At 40.0% G+C, this 18,063-nt stretch carries 22 protein-coding genes and 1 pseudogene; 1 reads left to right on the top strand and 22 read right to left on the bottom strand.

What is annotated here, in order from left to right; all coding sequences use genetic code 11:
- Nucleotides 1–135 precede the first annotated feature (135 nt).
- From REG_RS05710 to REG_RS05755, 11 genes are all read right to left on the bottom strand, one after another.
- Nucleotides 136–885: an HAD family hydrolase gene (locus tag REG_RS05710; RefSeq protein WP_006704797.1), complete on the bottom strand. Its 750-nt coding sequence runs from the start codon at nt 883–885 to the stop codon at nt 136–138.
- Nucleotides 882–2,447, bottom strand: coding sequence for a uridine kinase (locus REG_RS05715; RefSeq protein ID WP_141553629.1), 1,566 nt, complete (start codon nt 2,445–2,447; stop codon nt 882–884). Before REG_RS05715 ends, REG_RS05710 begins: the two co-directional genes overlap by 4 nt.
- A gap of 209 nt (nt 2,448–2,656) precedes the next feature.
- Nucleotides 2,657–3,480 (bottom strand): IS5-like element ISRein1 family transposase gene (locus tag REG_RS12130; RefSeq protein WP_260200023.1). Its coding sequence is split into 2 segments (ribosomal slippage): nt 2,657–3,093 and nt 3,093–3,480, totalling 825 coding nucleotides; the frame shifts between segments, so codons are not numbered across the junction.
- A gap of 47 nt (nt 3,481–3,527) precedes the next feature.
- Nucleotides 3,528–3,851, bottom strand: a complete 324-nt coding sequence (locus REG_RS05730; protein ID WP_006704799.1) for a hypothetical protein — start codon at nt 3,849–3,851, stop codon at nt 3,528–3,530.
- Nucleotides 3,848–4,279 carry a PI-PLC domain-containing protein gene (locus REG_RS05735; RefSeq protein WP_006704800.1) on the bottom strand — a complete coding sequence of 144 codons (432 nt, stop codon included), beginning with the start codon at nt 4,277–4,279 and terminating at the stop codon, nt 3,848–3,850. Before REG_RS05735 ends, REG_RS05730 begins: the two co-directional genes overlap by 4 nt.
- A 284-nt stretch (nt 4,280–4,563) precedes the next feature.
- Nucleotides 4,564–5,052 (bottom strand): glycosyltransferase family 2 protein, encoded by a 489-nt coding sequence (locus REG_RS05740; protein ID WP_006704801.1) that lies wholly within the window; start codon nt 5,050–5,052, stop codon nt 4,564–4,566.
- Nucleotides 5,053–5,139: 87 nt separating this feature from the next.
- Nucleotides 5,140–5,538: a GtrA family protein gene (locus tag REG_RS05745; RefSeq protein ID WP_006704802.1), complete on the bottom strand. Its 399-nt coding sequence runs from the start codon at nt 5,536–5,538 to the stop codon at nt 5,140–5,142.
- Nucleotides 5,529–6,062: a glycosyltransferase family protein gene (locus tag REG_RS13745; protein WP_071985185.1), complete on the bottom strand. Its 534-nt coding sequence runs from the start codon at nt 6,060–6,062 to the stop codon at nt 5,529–5,531. The genes REG_RS05745 and REG_RS13745 overlap by 10 nt, the downstream gene beginning before the upstream one ends.
- A gap of 35 nt (nt 6,063–6,097) precedes the next feature.
- A complete protein-coding gene (locus REG_RS13750) occupies nt 6,098–6,919 on the bottom strand; it encodes a glycosyltransferase family protein (RefSeq protein WP_218015669.1) in 822 nt (273 codons plus the stop codon).
- A gap of 13 nt (nt 6,920–6,932) precedes the next feature.
- The gene (locus REG_RS13755) at nt 6,933–7,181 is read right to left on the bottom strand and encodes a glycosyltransferase family protein (RefSeq protein ID WP_218015670.1); all 249 of its coding nucleotides are present in this window, start codon (nt 7,179–7,181) and stop codon (nt 6,933–6,935) included.
- 331 nt (nt 7,182–7,512) lie between these two features.
- Entirely contained in the window at nt 7,513–9,426 is a 1,914-nt protein-coding gene (locus REG_RS05755; protein ID WP_006704803.1) for a hypothetical protein, read from the bottom strand.
- Nucleotides 9,427–9,514: 88 nt separating this feature from the next.
- Between REG_RS05755 and REG_RS14645 the strand changes: the two are divergent.
- A pseudogene (locus REG_RS14645) lies at nt 9,515–9,622 on the top strand (hypothetical protein); the annotation flags it as partial.
- Nucleotides 9,623–9,878: 256 nt separating this feature from the next.
- Here REG_RS14645 and REG_RS05760 read toward each other — a convergent pair.
- From REG_RS05760 to REG_RS12155, 11 genes are all read right to left on the bottom strand, one after another.
- Nucleotides 9,879–10,139, bottom strand: coding sequence for a hypothetical protein (locus REG_RS05760; RefSeq protein ID WP_006704804.1), 261 nt, complete (start codon nt 10,137–10,139; stop codon nt 9,879–9,881).
- A gap of 23 nt (nt 10,140–10,162) precedes the next feature.
- Nucleotides 10,163–10,986 (bottom strand): IS5-like element ISRein1 family transposase gene (locus tag REG_RS12145; RefSeq protein ID WP_260200023.1). Its coding sequence is split into 2 segments (ribosomal slippage): nt 10,163–10,599 and nt 10,599–10,986, totalling 825 coding nucleotides; the frame shifts between segments, so codons are not numbered across the junction.
- Between the two features lie 46 nt (nt 10,987–11,032).
- Complete coding sequence (locus tag REG_RS05775; protein WP_141553630.1) at nt 11,033–11,914, bottom strand: hypothetical protein; 882 nt, start codon at nt 11,912–11,914, stop codon at nt 11,033–11,035.
- A gap of 74 nt (nt 11,915–11,988) precedes the next feature.
- A complete protein-coding gene (locus REG_RS05780) occupies nt 11,989–13,131 on the bottom strand; it encodes a YidC/Oxa1 family membrane protein insertase (protein WP_006704806.1) in 1,143 nt (380 codons plus the stop codon).
- Nucleotides 13,128–13,997, bottom strand: a complete 870-nt coding sequence (locus tag REG_RS05785; protein ID WP_039907555.1) for an alkaline phosphatase family protein — start codon at nt 13,995–13,997, stop codon at nt 13,128–13,130. Before REG_RS05785 ends, REG_RS05780 begins: the two co-directional genes overlap by 4 nt.
- A gap of 307 nt (nt 13,998–14,304) precedes the next feature.
- Complete coding sequence (locus tag REG_RS05790) at nt 14,305–15,384, bottom strand: hypothetical protein (protein WP_006704808.1); 1,080 nt, start codon at nt 15,382–15,384, stop codon at nt 14,305–14,307.
- Between the two features lies 1 nt (nt 15,385).
- Complete coding sequence (locus REG_RS05795) at nt 15,386–16,630, bottom strand: CDP-glycerol glycerophosphotransferase family protein (protein ID WP_006704809.1); 1,245 nt, start codon at nt 16,628–16,630, stop codon at nt 15,386–15,388.
- The gene (locus tag REG_RS05800; RefSeq protein ID WP_050749347.1) at nt 16,575–17,165 is read right to left on the bottom strand and encodes a glycosyltransferase family protein; all 591 of its coding nucleotides are present in this window, start codon (nt 17,163–17,165) and stop codon (nt 16,575–16,577) included. Before REG_RS05800 ends, REG_RS05795 begins: the two co-directional genes overlap by 56 nt.
- A gap of 27 nt (nt 17,166–17,192) precedes the next feature.
- Nucleotides 17,193–17,438 (bottom strand): hypothetical protein, encoded by a 246-nt coding sequence (locus REG_RS13760; protein WP_176603386.1) that lies wholly within the window; start codon nt 17,436–17,438, stop codon nt 17,193–17,195.
- Nucleotides 17,348–17,779 carry a helix-turn-helix domain-containing protein gene (locus tag REG_RS12710; RefSeq protein ID WP_141553631.1) on the bottom strand — a complete coding sequence of 144 codons (432 nt, stop codon included), beginning with the start codon at nt 17,777–17,779 and terminating at the stop codon, nt 17,348–17,350. The genes REG_RS13760 and REG_RS12710 overlap by 91 nt, the downstream gene beginning before the upstream one ends.
- Nucleotides 17,733–18,026, bottom strand: a complete 294-nt coding sequence (locus REG_RS12155; protein WP_006704759.1) for a hypothetical protein — start codon at nt 18,024–18,026, stop codon at nt 17,733–17,735. The genes REG_RS12710 and REG_RS12155 overlap by 47 nt, the downstream gene beginning before the upstream one ends.
- Nucleotides 18,027–18,063: the final 37 nt, after the last annotated feature.

The following is an 18,063-nucleotide window of genomic DNA, read 5'->3' on the forward strand; positions in this document are numbered from 1 at the left end:
AAGCTTTGACCCAGAGTGTCTTGCCATCCTTCCACGAAACATTTCCCCCGGCGGCTTGGACGAGCAGTGGATCAGCTCCGAATCGGGCACAAAAATCGCTTATCTGTTCTACAACACCGCTGTTTGGCATAGTAATCACTCTTGATTTCCTAACTTGGCTATCAGTTTTCTTAATGAATCAAAATGATTGAATGAAGCATCGGGAGCATTTTGGCCAGTGCCTAATTCAACCCCTGCATGTATTTTTTGCAGTGTCACAGCCTTGATCTGCTCGCGTCCGCCACGAATATCATTGACGGCATTGTCACCAATCATCCAAACACAATCCCCTTTTGGTCTCATTTTCTCCAATGCAATTTGGAATGGTGCTGTATGAGGTTTATCAAAACCCGCTTCTTCACTGGTCACAATGTAATCAAAATAGCGATCTAAACCAAAATAAACGACCTTTCTAAATTGGATCTGGGCAGTTAAGTCGGTCACGATTGCGGTCGGGATACCCAGTAACCGGATGTCATCCAGCAACTCTTTTACTCCCTCAAATAAGGTGGCGTTACTCAAAAAAGTTCGCCAATAAGTTTGTTCAAAATCCAGCGCCAGCAACACTTGTGAGCCTAGCCCCAGGATCTCAAGCATTCGCTGGAGATAAAGCAATCGGCTATGAGAGGATGCCGTATGTTGCAGACGATTTTTTATTTGATTTTTTGCCTCACAAAACGCTTTATCAAAATCTGTAGGTAAGATAGAAAACGTTTTGATGACTTTATCACGCACCGCCTTCTGGGCGCTCGCATGAGCTGGATTATAGGTATACAGGGTATTGTCTGTATCAAATAAAAAAGCATTAGGCAGGCGAGTAAATAGTTCAGAATTATAGATTTTCACTGTATAAATCGCTTGATCAGTGCTTGGTTAATATGAGATAGGGTGACCAATTGCATTAAACCTGCCATGCCATCCTGCCATTTGGGTTGAATATCTAAGAACTCCAAAATTTGTGGGCATAGTATTTCTGCTGCCATGGCTACATCAGCCGCGGAGGTTTCACCCTCTATTGTCATTTGTATTTCCTCGCTATTCTCACCTTTGATCATATCGATATGTAAGCCACAAACTCCTATTAATACTCGATTCAGTGAGAATTCATTCAACCCCCGTCGTGTTTTTACTACCAATTGCAGGCGAAGAGGATGCTGATCATCTAATTTTTCCAACATCCAGGGATGGATAGGCTGTAATGACAAGATCAAATCGGCGTAACTAGATTGAGGACGAATAAAACGAGCAGAATCGGCTCCTCTTTTTTCAAATGAGGCGAGTACTTGTTCAATAGTATGACCTCGCTGGTAGACATCTCGCTTGAGCTTAAAATGCCGCCTTAACCCTTCATTAATATCTAAATAAATCTTAAGGTTGTAGCATTCTCTTAGCATCGGCAGATAAAGTACATGTAATCCGCTAGCAATGATGAAGTCATCACTCTTGATGCGTAATGGCCTGCTCATTTTCCCTGTTTGATGATCGTAGTGCCTCGATTGGATCGCTTTTCCGTCAGCCAAAGAAACGAGGTCATGGCAGAATCCCTCTAGATCATTAGCCATCGGGTTGAGATGCGTCATCACTTGCCACATAGGCTTCTGCCTATCCCACAGGTGATAATCGTCACCAGAAAGTTTGACCACAGAATGCTGGCCAAAAAGTCCGCTGATAGCATCGGTAAAACTGTCTTTACCCGCTCCTGAATCACCTGCGATACAGATAATAAAGGGTTTTCTGCTCAATCGAAAAAAATCATTCCGGCTGATCGCTTCACGCCAGATGCGGATTGCTATCATTACACCAATGGCAACCATAATTGTATGCAGAAGAGAAATGGCATGGCTACCAAATCGCCCCTCGAGCAGGAAAAAAGCCCCTAAATCAAATACAAGTCCATTGGCTAATGGTAAAGGGGTAATAAGTAGGGTACTCAGTACATACAACCCTGAAAATATGCCGACCAATATCATCGCGATGCGGCCGCTCATTGCCTGATAGAAAGCAAGAAAAGGCATGCTCCACACAAACCAACCAGGCGATCCTGGTATCATAAAAACAATCAATAAAAAAGCCAGGCCAGTGGCCGCTTGAAACAGATCGAAGTTAAAACGTTTAAAGCGCCATGTTAGGTAAAGCATCATCATATAAATCAGTGGCACAATGTAGATAGATACATTGCCGCCTAAATCTAGCATTAAGCGATAAATGCTTTTCATTTCAGGGTTGCTAAACAACATTTGCATACCGCCACTGGAAAAAATAAAGGGTGTAGCGAAAAAAAGGGTGCTGATGGAAAGGCCGATCAAGAATGCTGCCAGGCGTTGCCTGAGTGCTTTATTGTTATACAGATAGATTAAAAAGAATGGCAAGGCGACAAGCATACTGAGCTTGGCCGAAACAGCCGCCACGCAAACTGCTCCCGCCAGCTTAAATTTTCGCTGGCGAAGACCATATATTGACAGGATTAACAATAAAACCGGGATCAGATCATTTAAGCCCAATCCATAGCTGGTGACAATAATAATAGGGGATAACCAATAGGAGACTAAAAGTAATTTTTGTCGCCCTGGTAGTAATCGATGAAGAATAAATAATAGACCTCTTCGGAAACTATCATTTATCTAATTTCCATATTATAAATTGCAGCAATCAGATTAAATCTTAATCCAAAACGTTTTCGCCTGTTTCGATAACGGTCTGATACAATTTTAAATCTTTTAATCATACCAATGACATGTTCGTTTAATACACGCTGGCTTGATAACGCACGATTGTTGCGTTTATCTTCTTTTGTTAAGGGATTTTTCTTTGTCTTTTTCTTAGGCAACGCCGAGTTTGAATGAATCTTGCCAAGCCCTTGGTAACCTGTATCGGTAACTGTTTTGATGTCAGGATGTATTCGCACACCAGACTCCTTAAACAACCTAAAATCATGGCGCCTCCCATTCGTAAAGCTTGTACAGATGACTGCTTTACTTTTTTTATCAACGAGCACTTGTGTTTTTAAGGTGTGTCGTTTCTTTTTTCCTGAGTAAAACGGCTTTTGTTTTTTTGGGGACGTTCAATCGGCGTTTCTGTGGCATCAATAAGAACCAGCTCATACTCCCTATCCCTTTTTAATACAGCTTTGCGTCCAGGTAGGGCAAAATCAGGATGCTTTATTAGCGTATTCTCTATCCATTTAATCGTTTCATAGCATGTGCTCTCACTCACGCCATAGCTTTGGCTGACATGAAAATAAGTGCGATATTCTCGTATATACTCCAGTGCCATTAATAAGCGCTCTTCTAAACCCCGCTTGGGTTTCCGACCTCCTTTCCCTTGCTTACTCTTATCTGCTTCATTCAATATCTTTATCATCTTTTCAAATGTACTGCGTTTAACACCCGTTAAGCGACGAAATTTTTCCTCTTCCAGTACTTTTATTACTTCATATTTCATGGCGGCTCCTTGTTCAGGAGTGTTTTACCAAAATTCTTATATGAATGCTAGTTTCCGAAGAGGTCTAATAAAACAAAGTCGGCGGCTAGCAATGTTAATTGATAGCCGTATTGCAGCGGGAAACCCATCAATTTAGCAATAAATACCAGTGGCAGAAAAACCATCCACATCACATAGCCATAGGGAAAAGCGGCGGGGGCTCCTCCCGCTTTAAGCCAGACAGCCCAGGGATCAACGCTCAGATGAGTAGTGGTAATATCCAGAAACGGCACATACCAATCAATAGCCGGATGGGGAGCCATGGTGACGATCAGTGCTAGCCGGATCAACAGACCTAATATAAAGAAGGGATTAAAACACAGTTTTTTCATACTAACTCAGCCAATTGTTCCCACAATTTTGGGCATTTGGTACATACGGCATCGGCTTGGATATGACGTTTATGGAGTAATTGAATCAAAGTGGGAACTTCGTTTTCAGCGTTCCTGCCTTGCAATTCAGGAGAAACGAGACAAAGTTTAAAACCGGCTTGTTTGAGCCGTTGAGCGTCAATGTGTCTTAGAGGAAAATAAGTGAAACAGTCCACCCATACCCAATCAACTTTTCCCGCTAACGTCAAAGCCGTTTCAATAGATTCAAATTCAGAGACACGCACAGCACAGCGGTGTTCACCTGCCGCCGCCCATTTCACTAGGAAGGGAAACGATTGATCGAGGAAAAAATAATCATCGATGCCTTTGGCTTTCATCAGAGCAATCAATCGTGCTTCGAGTCCTTCCTCTTTGACATTCAGAATCAAAGTTCCGTGTTGATAGGCATTGATCCAATCTTCAAAAGATTCACCGACAATAAAAGGGTCATGATGAATGATCAGTTGCCGTAACTTCGAATATCAACTTCAATACCATATTTAGGTTGTGTGGCCTTTAGATCGGATAATGTATTGCGGCGATGTAAAATGATGTTCATTGTTTTTTCCTGGTACAGCTACGCAATTGCAGACTAAAATCCACCGTCCGACGAATAAATTTCCACTTAGCCTTCCAGTTAATATTCCAATGAGATACACCATAGGCTCGTTTACTAAATTTTACTGGAAAGCGCTGTACCTTCAACTTCTGATGATGAGCCTCGGTAGTAAGCATAGAGATCAAGGGAAAAATCGTTCGGTGGTGAGTCCCATGTTTCGAAAAATTTACGGCTGAACAGGGTAGGTTGGGCATTGATATCCCACATTGGCTTAGCAAGCAGTACTGTTTCAAAGAGACTCATGCCAACGGTAAACATCACATCGATAAATGGGCGGCCATAGCGCCGACCTTTAACAAAAATATTGTCGCCGTACTGCTCAAACAGGGCTAAGCCTTGTAATAAATCCAAAGGATCAGTTTGCATATCCGCATGTGTCCAACCTAAAATTTCCCCTTGCGCTGCTCTGAGACCTGTCAGTATGCCGTGACCATAACCCTGGTTCTTTTCGACATGCACAGTCCGGCAATAGGGGGAACTGGGCAGAAGTTCTTGAAGTATCTCAAGTGTACTGTCTGTTGATCCGTTATCGACATTCAACATTAGGGTGTTTCGCTATATCCTTACAGCGTTCAAGCAACAGAGTGAGATTGTCAGCTTCATTAAAACAAGGAATGATAAGAGAAAATTTCATGTCAGCTCCGAGGCAGTTTTGTCCTTAAATACGAATAACTTCATGCCTAAAAAATTAAGTAAGGCAGACAAGCCTGTCGCTAGCAAAAAAGCAAGCCGAATATCTGTCAACCATTTCAGCAACAGTGCATTGGCCAACACATTCACACAGAGCGTGGATGCGTACAAAAACATAAAACGCCATGGGCTGCCTGTTGTAGGAGATCGGTGTACAAAGGTCCAGAAACGATTGGCAAAATAAGCAAACAAGGTTCCAAGTAAAAAACCGATCACCTTTGCCGTAGTAATTCCCATAGCACCCAGCCAAATCAGGCTGCGATAAAACAGAAAATCCACCAGAACAGTCAAGGTTCCTACTAGTAAAAATAAGCTCAACTCCCGCTTGATCATAAGCATTGACCAAGCCTATCTGGCGCTATTGCTCTATAGCGCTTTTCAAGAATACTTACTTGGTTCTCTGGGATCCTTTGATCCAAATTTAGTTGATAAGGATGGTTAGACCATTTATGAAAACAAGATTGCCAATATTCAAAGGTGTGCAGATCATTCGGGGTTCCCCAACATAAATAATGGTCAACTTCAAATAGGTAACAGTTCAGATCCAGTTCAATCGCATCGTTAATACATGAATCGATATAAAATTCATTATTAATACGGCCATCTCGGGCGATTAAATGCTCGACTACTCGACGGAAATCCTCGGCACGGCGGAATGTAAAAGTACCAATGACAATAGGGTCAGTTTCCGGAGAACGTAACGCTTTTTTCACCGATATTTTTCGTATTCGGCCATTTTCAACATCGATCCAACCGAACATATTGGGATGGCGAATCGCATTGGCATAACCACGAGCTCCCCAGACAATCACATCCACATCAGGGTTATCTGCCAATTTTTGAAAGGCGTTAGCATCATACAAAGCACCATTGTCACAAGCGCCAAAGGTGATTGGTCCTAGCGTACTACTAACAGTGCGTTCAAGGGCTTTAATCCGATCAGTGCTGTACAGGCCTGACCTTCTGTGACGCCAGTAATAGTCTCAATGATCGCTTGTGGATACTGTTGTTTAAGTTGGTCTGCGATTTCGCGATGGCCTGACATATCGTTTCTTAGTACAAAAACATGATGGCACGCCGCCGGCAAATCGTGCGTTGCTTGCACGGCCATTGGCTGACCGGAAACGGGTATTAACGTTTTGGTGACGCTATAACCTTCGTTGATAAAACGTTGCCCCAATCCCGCCATCGGAATAACCAGTGATCCTTTTGGGGCTGGCACATTTTCCGAAACGATTAAACGCTTAAAAACGGAAGACCAGTTATTATATTCCGCGACATCCTCCGGAGTTCCCCATTGCATAAAATGCTGCAGAGGATAAACGGCAATCGGCTCGTCAGCTGCTAGCAAAGGCTTATAAGCCAGGCTAAGATAATATTCTCCGTTAACCTGAAGGTTTTGTGCCATCGTTATACGGAAGGCCTTACTCATGATTTTCGCAGAAGCAAAATAATAGGTTCCGCTGGAAGCAAATTCCTCCATGCGATTATCGGTGTAGGGTTGTTTCTCTTGAATATCTTGCACCCAGCCGTTTTCTTCATGCAGATAGGCGTAGTTAGTTGTGCCCAATGTGTGCGGATGAAATCCTTTATAGGCCGGGATTGCACCAGAGCACGCAGTACTCTTAACAAATTGTTTAAAATGCTGCCAATCCCAATAACAAGTGAAATCACAGTAATTAACCACCACTGGTTGAGTGGGATCGAGCAGATGTTCCACTTGGCGCACCGCATTATGAGGAGCGATGCCCACTATTTCGACCTGTGGGACAATACGCTTTAAGGATAGTCTCCATACTGTAACCGGCTTCATCAAGATGCGCTTGATTACAGATAAAAATAAAATTCTGCTCACCCGGAAACATATCAATAATATGAGCAATGATCGGTTTTCCTTCGATTTCGATCAAGGGTTTGGGAACCTGGTACCCCGCTCTGCGGAAACGTTCTCCAAAACCTGACATCGGGATGACTATTTGCACTGAGTTTTGTACCTTTAATTATCTAATAAATTAAACTTGTTCAACAAACAGAAGATGTAACTGCGAGAAACTGTTGGTCTGTGCTGCTTCTTCTCCGCTTGTCAATTCATTAAGTGCTCAGTATAAACGTCTCTGCATAAAATTACAAAAATAGCAGATGTTAATTTCTGATAGCGACAACAAAATATTAACATCAATACACTTCAGCTAATGCCGTTATTCTTTTTAGCTCTATAGAATTAATAGTCATCTCCCCTTTTCCTGAGAACCATGATCTTATTTCAAAATCTGATATTCCATTGGGCGGAATATCAATGACAGTAGATAACTGTCATTCAGTATTACTTTGCAGAAACTGCTTATAAAGAACATTAGGTTGCGCAATATTGAATCGCCCCATATCAATATAACCAACAGTAGATCCTTCAGATCCCGCTGTTGAATAGATAACCGAAATTTTATACTTGCCTTCGTTAAGAAAAATGTAAGGTCCGTATGAAAGAAACCCTGGTTTGTCTCTTAATGAATCTGCGGAACGTGCTAACCCAATAATTCTTCCAATTTCTCCAGGAAGTAATCGGCCTTCTGATTGATAGGTGTCACTTAATTTTTTGGGAAAAAGAAAACGATTAAACATATTTCTTACAGCGATATCTAATGTATTATCGGTATATAGCCAAATTTCTGTATTACCATCCGCGCATTTATGTTTTTTACTTGGAAGAGGTAGATATTTTTCAATTTTATCGGGAGTAAAATAAAATGGATAATCATTCATCGATGATATTAAAAAATTATATTTGTATTGGTAATGATCAGGTCGACGAATAGGACCCATAGATGATATCCAATAAAATGGTGTTATATTATTAAGGGTTGCCAGGATCCAATTTTTCTTAGTAAGAAATTCACTTACTCCTCTTGCATGCCAATAGTTAGCGATACCTGACTGCAAAATAAATCCTTCTTTCTCTATATTTAATAAAAAACTGACAGGATTTTTAGCCATCAAAGATGGCATATTGATGATATCAACAAACTTCTTTTCTTTAATCTTTAGAATACTAAAAAAAATGATTGCAAAACAAATAAAATAAAATACTAATTTATATTTTTTAGACGAAAAATAATGAAGTTTATCAGCGACGATAACCATCATAATGAGTATAAGTGAAAGAAAAAAAGTAAAATAACGGTAAGCATATAAATCTCTAAAACCTCCGGATAATAGTGCACCAAAAACATTAATTGGCATAACAATAAAAAGAAATAAGCATGAAAATAAAAATTTCCAATTATCATTAACAGTATTTTCGGAATTAATTTGTAACAGGTTAGCAACGTTTTGTTTTTTATTTATGAATAGAATATAAATAAGAAAACACAAGGACAATAAAATTAATGTAGATAAAGTAAACGTGAATCCATTATCAAATGAAAAAGCATTAGCAGTATTGTTTAAAAATAGGTTGAACGAATCTCTGGCACCCTTAAATGTTAACGGCATTTTTCCCTCTAATGGCTTATTAAGCGTTATTAGTGGATTTATGAAAAAAAACAGTAAAAAAGATATAGAAAGAATACCTAATATACTCAATATTTTATTACGATTAATCCATGAATAATGAGTAAATTTACCCATAATTAATAAAAAGAGTGCAGTGACGATTGCCGGTATTAAAAAATTGATTAAATATATTGCAGTAGAAGCAGGGGCAATAGTATTAATCAGAGTCAAATAAATTGCACATAAAAGAGAGGGTTTTTCGTAAAAACGGATAATAAGACCTAAACAAATCAGTGAAAAAAGGATAGAGGAAAAATGAGTACTGTTGCTATAAAAATAAAGCCACATACCAGAGTTGGCAGCAGTAAATGTAACAAAAGTAAGCAGTAAAATAACAACTTCCCGAGCTCGGATGCTAATTTGTGGATAAATTTGCTTCGATGTCCATATTACCGCCGTTAATAGCATAAAGACTTGTGCTACCGAAATAAAAAATACCCGATAGTAACTATTTGGTAATATTTTGTATGTTAAAAAATACAACAACGTTTCAGGAAAATAAGCCGGTGCTGGCGGGAAACGCCAATCACTCCATTTTCCACCGAGATCGAATAAATCCCTTGCCAAAGCTTCCCAGTGAAGGATATCACTATGCAATTGAATACGGAACCATAGAAGTGATGTTGCAAAAAACAAAGCTAGAAAAGAAAGAAAATATCTTATATTACTTTTATCCATGTTATCCCTATATAATAATTATACACTTATTAAAGTGAGTATATTACTTGTCTGTGAAGCCGATGAGCAGTAGTTCTTTGTTGGAAGTAAAAAGCAATCCCATTGGCTGTGGTATTCATTTGATACCAAAAGAAAACGGGTGTTGTTATGTACGCTAACGCAACTGAACCTGTTTGAAAATTTAAGATCAGTTTGATTTATTCTGGTCAAGTAATTTCGGAGGTTTTTCAATGTTTCCCTGTTGCTACTGAAAATCCACTTAATTATTTTTCATGAAAACATTTCTTATAACTGCGTTTCTAATTTCTGGTGCATAAAGTGAAAATTCGTCCTTGCCTTTATCGGCTGAGCTGATGCAGTTATATTTTCCAAATAATTTGTGGAGCAGAGCGTATCTCTCAAAACAACGGAGCGAACCCATGGATCGATAAAGCTGTAAAGCAAGCGATAAATCATTTTTCGTCTAAATGAGATGCTGCATCAGGTAACCTAATCTTTGGTAAAAACGCTGCGTTAATAACATCACCAGTATCAATACCTGGATCCAGGTAAAAACAGGTAGCCGAAGCATACCCTGCTAACATCGTTGACCATAACAAACAATCTGCACCGCGTATGTTAGGCAAATAGCCTGGATGAATATGAAGAAAACGCGTGTTTTTCAGGTTAAAAAAACTGCCAGGTACAATGCCGCCTCCAGTGAACAGATACATTAGACCTCTTCGGAAACTATCATTTATCTAATTTCCATATTATAAATTGCAGCAATCAGATTAAATCTTAATCCAAAACGTTTTCGCCTGTTTCGATAACGGTCTGATACAATTTTAAATCTTTTAATCATACCAATGACATGTTCGTTTAATACACGCTGGCTTGATAACGCACGATTGTTGCGTTTATCTTCTTTTGTTAAGGGATTTTTCTTTGTCTTTTTCTTAGGCAACGCCGAGTTTGAATGAATCTTGCCAAGCCCTTGGTAACCTGTATCGGTAACTGTTTTGATGTCAGGATGTATTCGCACACCAGACTCCTTAAACAACCTAAAATCATGGCGCCTCCCATTCGTAAAGCTTGTACAGATGACTGCTTTACTTTTTTTATCAACGAGCACTTGTGTTTTTAAGGTGTGTCGTTTCTTTTTTCCTGAGTAAAACGGCTTTTGTTTTTTTGGGGACGTTCAATCGGCGTTTCTGTGGCATCAATAAGAACCAGCTCATACTCCCTATCCCTTTTTAATACAGCTTTGCGTCCAGGTAGGGCAAAATCAGGATGCTTTATTAGCGTATTCTCTATCCATTTAATCGTTTCATAGCATGTGCTCTCACTCACGCCATAGCTTTGGCTGACATGAAAATAAGTGCGATATTCTCGTATATACTCCAGTGCCATTAATAAGCGCTCTTCTAAACCCCGCTTGGGTTTCCGACCTCCTTTCCCTTGCTTACTCTTATCTGCTTCATTCAATATCTTTATCATCTTTTCAAATGTACTGCGTTTAACACCCGTTAAGCGACGAAATTTTTCCTCTTCCAGTACTTTTATTACTTCATATTTCATGGCGGCTCCTTGTTCAGGAGTGTTTTACCAAAATTCCTCATGAATGCTAGTTTCCGAAGAGGTCTATTGAAAAATTTTGTGTATTGATAAAGTCTAAAATTTTTTGATCCTTCAAAGAAGTAAATGGCAAAGGAATAACACTGTCCGAATAGTGGTACAGTGCTTTTAAATCGACAAGCCCCCAAAGGGTGCTTTGTTCAATTCTTAAAATTTTCTGAAGGTGCTCAAAAATTTCAAGGCATAATTTTTTTTGGGTGAGAAACAGATATTGTGGCCAGTAGTGAATTTTTCGGGATTGTACAGCAGCAGCGTATTTATGTCTGAAAAATGAGGGCATAAATCGTCCTACCCTTTTTTTAGACACAAGATCGCGTTCTGCAATGAGATGGATCCGCCTCGATTTGCACTTAAGGGAATAAAATGTCTCAAGATAAGCTCGTGCGATGGGGCCTTCATAAAATAAAACATCAATGGGTAACGTTTTGAACCCATCCCAATTAACGGGTTTGATATTTGTTACTGTGTAAGGTGAAAGTGCTTTATCCTGTAGATTCTTAGCGGGTAATCGTTCAAAAAGTTTATCTTGCAAATACTTTAAGCGTTCGGGTTCTGTTTGCAAAAAATCGGGGAGATTAATATTATCAAATGCTTTCCAACAAACATTAATATATTTTGCTTGGTCAATATCTGAGGCGTTCTGATCAATTGCGAGAAGGATACGCAGGTAAAGCAAACCAGCAAAAAGCTGTAACCCAGCGTGGTTAAGTGTTTCAATACCCAATTTGCGACCCTTATTATCATAGAAAGAAAATAGCCTTAACGTGATGTCATATTTCTTGCTGAAAAAATCGATTTCTTTGTTGCTATGCGAGCTAAAACCCTCTTCAGCAGCAAGAAAGCACAAACGTGAAAGCGTCGAATGTTGCAAGCTCGGCACCCCGCTAGCAGGTGTAAAGGATTGCGAAAAATGGCTGAGTTGGCTTTTTAAAGTTTGAAGAGATGTCATATGCGAACAAATCTTTGCTGAATAAGTTGCCATATATTGGCAAAGATCCAATATAAAACCATCGTTGATGGAAAGGGATAAAATAACAAGAAAAAGCCCTCGGCCATAAAATACAAATTTAGCTTCTGTTTGCGAAGCTCCTTTGTGCTAATAATTTTATTTTGATGGATAACAGCTGCCAAAATGGTCAGAAGCGTCATCAAAATCGGCAGTAAGTTGATACTGGCTCCTAGCAATGGAATATGAAAGCCGAGATGATAAATGGCATCTGGATAGGCTAAATCTTCAATCCATAAAAATGGATGACCAGCAATAAGATCCATTTCACTCAATACGTTGAATATAGCAATCAAAAATGGAAAAGGCGCCAAAGTGAGCAGTAAAGATCTCAGATTGTAAAATGGCGAGACACCCTGCTGTTTATGTACAGCCATAAATTTTTGATGTGCTTCTTCCCCGGTAAAATTCGCCTTGATATATTCTAGTTCAGGAGCAAGGCGTGCCTGAAGATGTGATACTTTTCTTTGAGCACGCGTCAGTAATATATTGGCTGGTAAAATGAAAAGCTTAAATAATAAAGACAATAAAATGATTGTAATGCCCCACCCAAAGCTATGGATTGTATTGAGCCACAATAAAATTGCTTCTATACCCAGGCAAAGCAATCTCAATGGAGCCCATAAATGCGCATATTTAATTTTTTGAAAATATTGAGGTAGTTGATCAAGATCCGATTTTAACAATAGCTGCGCACGGGTTTTCCCCATGCTGGATACTTGATTTTCTGTATCACTTTTATGCCAAAGTAATCTATCTTCTTTAAAAGATACAACGCCAACCACATCTTGAAGGATTAGTATTTTGTAGTGTCCAACAAGCGCCAAAACTTGATTTGGCTTTAAAGTGTAGGCTTCGGTATTAATTTTTTTAATACCTGCTATATCAACCACATAGGCACTAACACCGTTATAAAAAGCAGCCAATCCTGAATAAGAAAAGTGATCCCTGACATTGGTTTCAATGAAGGGATTAATACCGTTCAGTTCTAAACGATATTCCTGCACTTTCGCGGTGGCTAACTGTGGGAATAGTATCATCGATAACAGTAACAAGAATAAACAAGCCTGCTTTTTTATCATTGCACTGACCCATTCGATAGCAATTCCATGTTGACAAAACCAAAGCCCAATTCTCGCTCCTCTCCACTTACTCCAACTGATTTAGGGCTTGTAGGTTTGTCAATTTCGAAACGAACCGAATAGGTATTATCGGGGGATATGGGAAGTGGAAAAGTGAACTTTTTTGGCTGTGCTTCCCCTATAGAAATAGCAATGTCGCCAACGGGTTTATCATTAATGAAAACCTGTGCAGTTTGTTCAGGGTTTTTAGGTGTAACAAAAGCAGTTAGGTTGAAAAAAACAGAAGACGTTTGGCAATCCGGTTTAATCTTGAACTGAAACTTGACTTGCGGACCGTAAGACCATCGCCCCCAATGTTCTCGTGAGATCATGTTACTCTCAAAGTAGTATGTTTCTTGAGTCGCTTTAGAAAAATCGAGGGTTGCCTCACATTCTATTGGAAAAAGCCAACTCATAGGGTCGCGTAAAGGCCCCTCAATCGTGTATTTTGTTATTGGAGGTACTCTGGATTTTGTCCCAGAGTGGTACTCTTTGGACCATACATAATAATTAAATTCACGAGATCTGTTTTTTTGCTTGCCCTTACTCAGCAAATCAATACCCGAATATTCGTGAGGGATATTAAAAGCGGTTGCAATTGTTTTTGGTATGTCAGATAACTGTGCAGGATAGTCGGAGATCTGAAAAAGATCATTGCCATAAAGGGGCTTAATCAAAAGTGTCGGGGAGGCGCTACTATACGGCATGTTTTTACTAAATGAGGCGGGTTTATAAACTGAACCATGATCAGCAGCAATGATGATCATAGTATTATCAAAAATATTTTCTTGTTTAAGCTTTTTGATAATATTAATCACTTGACTCATTGCACATGCTCCTTCTGCGCTTTTGTTTTGCAACGTAGCAGGAACTACTCCAAGAATTTCACACTTGGATCCTAGAACTGTTGGTGAGTGGGTGACAACCGAGTGGTGAAATTTGAAAGTAGATGGACCCTTAGCAACCATTAATTTTCTATTGGCAATATAGTTTAGGAATTTGAATGAGCTACCAGTGTGACCCGCTGTATCATATGGACTAGTATTACTTAAGTGAACCAACCAATCCCCGTTATTATATATGCGGTGTTTAAATATATCCGGCGCCGCGAGGAATAGTGAATAATTGATCAAATCACTGTATGCAGTTAAGCGTTGAGTGTCTACCTTGGGAAAATGCGTTGAGGATCCAACAGGAAAGAATAGACCTCTTTGGAAACCGTAGTTCGTTATGCGGAGTCAAGGCGCCCGGCGCACAGCAACCTTCGTTAACATAAAGTACATGAGGATTGCGCGCACCGGACAACGCAGGATCCGTATCACCCAGTAGGTTTCCGAAGAGGTCTAATATATCTGAGCCGGGTGTGTGATTAACTTGGCCGCCTGGAAACTTCTTAGCAATGCTATGATCAGAGCTTGCTTTAAAAAAATCTAAGATATCTACAGTATTATCATAGATATCTCCAGTAAGCATTGCAGCAACTGCGACTATGGTTGTTGGAAAATTGGAGGCTGCGTCTTTGAACCAAATAAATCCATTTAAGTTGCCTTTGAGTTTATCATCTAAAATTTCTGAAAAATAGTCTGATTGATATTCATCTAAAAGAATAAACAATAGGTTCGGATTGTTTTTGGAATAGGTGAAAAATTTCTTTTCTGAACCTTGCTTTATCTTTTTTTCGGATAGTTTTGAGGCAATATTGATCGTGGAGACAGAGAAAGAAATAAGAAAAATGGATGCAATAATATAAATAAAAATCTTTGTCCTGTTGCTAAAATAAATGGCAAGGGCAAAAATAATCAAAAAAGCGCCGATTTGTATCCAGTTTAAGAGTCCAAAAGGAGCAATCTGCAAATTATCACGACCATTAAATTCGCCGTACACGCCGGTAAGAAATGTTGAGTTAAGCCAAACAGATAAAGAAAAAGCGATAAGAGTAAAAAGCAAAAATTTCCGTATATATTTTTTAAAAGTAAAAGAGATTAAAACATATAAAACAACTAAACTGATGAGTGCGGATAGAGCATAAAATAGTCCATGCCATAATATGGAAATCCCGGGAACAGATGTAAATTCTTCAGAATTTGCAGCGACAATGTCGAATGGTGTCGCAACAAATAAAACCCAGACAAGAAGAAAAAAACAGAGTGAAACCAAAAGACATTCTTGGGCAATTCCTTGTTCTTTGAATTTTAAATATTTTTCTTTTAACATTTTATACCGTCCCTAAAAATTGGGTAAAAACTTCATCAGCCTGCCCCTGATTAAAAACATACTGATTGCTTAGTTCATGCAGAACATTTTTGTTTTTTTGTTCGCAAAGCTCAATGATTTCGGCGACCGGAGATTGCCCATCCCATATCATTCCAATTGTTTCTCGAATTGAGAACTCAAGTGGCTCAAGGTTTATGTCTTGATACTGGGGGTTATTAACCTTTTGGGGAATATCGTAAAAAATTACAGGTTTGTTTAGTGCAAAAGCAAACTCCAGTGCTGCACCAGACCAGTCACTCACCATAATATCCGATTGATGCAAACTCTCTTGTCCTGCAACGCAGCTTTCAAAAGTAAAATGTGGATTTTTTTCGTGTAGGTTAACAATCTTTTTCACCTGATTTGACGCAAATTTAATGGTTTGCGGGTGCGGACGCAAAATCACCTCATGGCCAAGCGCTATAAGCTCATTCACTAAGCGATGACCTAGGCCAGATTCAATTAACCCTTGAGACCCCCATGAAGGTGCAATTAAAATCTTTTTACGCTGGCCTTTGTTTTCACTCTCAGATTTTGGATATTTTTTTGCCTGCTCAATTAAGCTGTTTAACCGCGAATAACCGAGCTCTACTAGGTTTTTTTCGGGCAAATTATACTTTTTTTCAATGGCTCGAATTTCTTGTATATGATGAGGGCCAGCGCAACAGATTGTATCGTAATGGTTAAAAGCACCATGACGGTAAATCATATGAAGGCTGACCAGTGAATGTTGAACATAGACATAATGCACATTATGTCGTGAACGTTTAACCTGAAAATTGTTCAGGTCTGGCATTGTCATGACCATAATAGGGGTTTCAATGGTTTGGAATACATAATCACGAACAAAACCCATACCGATAAAAAAGGTTTTTAATTGTGGATGCTTTACCATCAACCCCGGGTCATCAAGAGAGGAGCTGAGATAACAAACTGATTTATCCGTTCGTTCCAGAGTTGCAACCAGTAGGTTTTCAAGATGGGGCCAATAGCTTTTACCTTCACTGTAAAAAGTGATTTGGCGTTGATCTTTGGGTAAGTTATTAAAGCCAATAGCACCTGAGATGGCCTTTAGACTCTGTATGATATTATACCCTTCGCCTTTCAAGTTACGGCGGCGTTGGCTGCGGGTGCTCGCCGAATCACGTAGTCTATCTACGCTCATCGGTCTCACCCCCTGGCCGCCTTGCCGTAACTCGAAATTCATTGGGTATATTCATGAGGTCGCCATAAGGCATCAAGCTTTCCTTCTGTTGATAATGACTCATAAAGCTGCAAATCTTCAACGGTATCAACTTCCAGCCCGCATTAATCAAAAGCTGCAAAAAGCTTGTCATATACATTTGTTTAAATGAACGCCCATCATACTGAGCCGCTTGATCGAGCTCATCATAAAAAGAAATAAAATCATCAATTTTATTATGAGCGATCTTGATCAGGCCAGTATATTGGCCTTCAATATGGTTAAGAGATTGTGCCTTTTTACCCAATTCCAGAATTTGACCATTCGCATCGTATTTAAGTGTTTCAGCATCTTTTAGCGGGTCTTCATTGCGTGCTGACCATAGGTCAAGCCAGCCATCATCCACCATGACAACGATGTCTCCATTAGTTTGCAATACGGTTTCCAAATTATTTCTCTCATACACGATATCTCCATAAGAGATGAGCAAATCGTCTTGAGCTTGTTCAAGAAATGGGCGCGCTGCAAACAGGCTTTCTACCATATCGGTAATTGTCAATGTAGTTGTCGCCCAGGATGTAAAATCCTAGGCTGCTTTTTTGGCGTCTGGTTTCACCTTTTTTTCTCTGGATTTTTGTGGATTTAAATGGACTTCTTTCACATACGGCCACTGACGGATTTGACCTGCCCAGCGTGTAGGGTTTGCAGCGCGTGCCTTTTCATACACTGTGTTACGCTGAGCTAATAGGGCTTTATCAAGGCCTGCATGTCTTTGTGCAGGTGTGACAAATTCAATGGCACTGTGGCGATGCTCTTGATTATACCAGTGCACCACGTGTTCGACCCATGCGCGGGCGTCTTGAAAGTGGATTCGGAGGCGAAATAGAGCCCTTCATCAGCCAACATCGGCACAATTTGACTCGGGGGTAAATGAGCAAATTTGGCCGAAGAGGTTATTTCCAGTAGCTTAGCCCGCTCACAGGGTGAGAGTTTGTGGGGCGGCGGCGCTGTTCGGCGCGTTCGGCCATCCACTTGCTCGATAGCTTTCTGCCAGCGCTGTAGGGTTCGCGTGCTTAGCCCAATCAGGAGACAAGCCTGTTGTTGCCGCGCTCCGGCCTGCGTTGCTTCAGTAATCCACATCATAATAGACTGGCGCTGTTCGGGAATAATCATTTTTCCTCTTACTGCGTTGTGTTCGCTTCGGGTCACAAAAATCCGCGCGCCATTGCTTCAGGTGATGAACAAAAATACCCTGCCCCCTGCACCAAGAGGCGAGTTCACTTTCTGCTAAACAACTTCTTAGCTTCCTCGGCGGCACGTTAAGTTCATCCGCAATGGCTTTCATTGTACGCCCATTCCGATGATAAACCTTACACAGCGCCTGCTCTTTAAACTCTTCCGAATACGTCGGTTTTTCCATGATTATATCGCCTCTTTATTAGTTCCCATTAACGAAA

It is taken from the genome of Candidatus Regiella insecticola LSR1 (genome assembly GCF_000143625.1).
GTDB lineage: Bacteria > Pseudomonadota > Gammaproteobacteria > Enterobacterales > Enterobacteriaceae > Regiella > Regiella insecticola.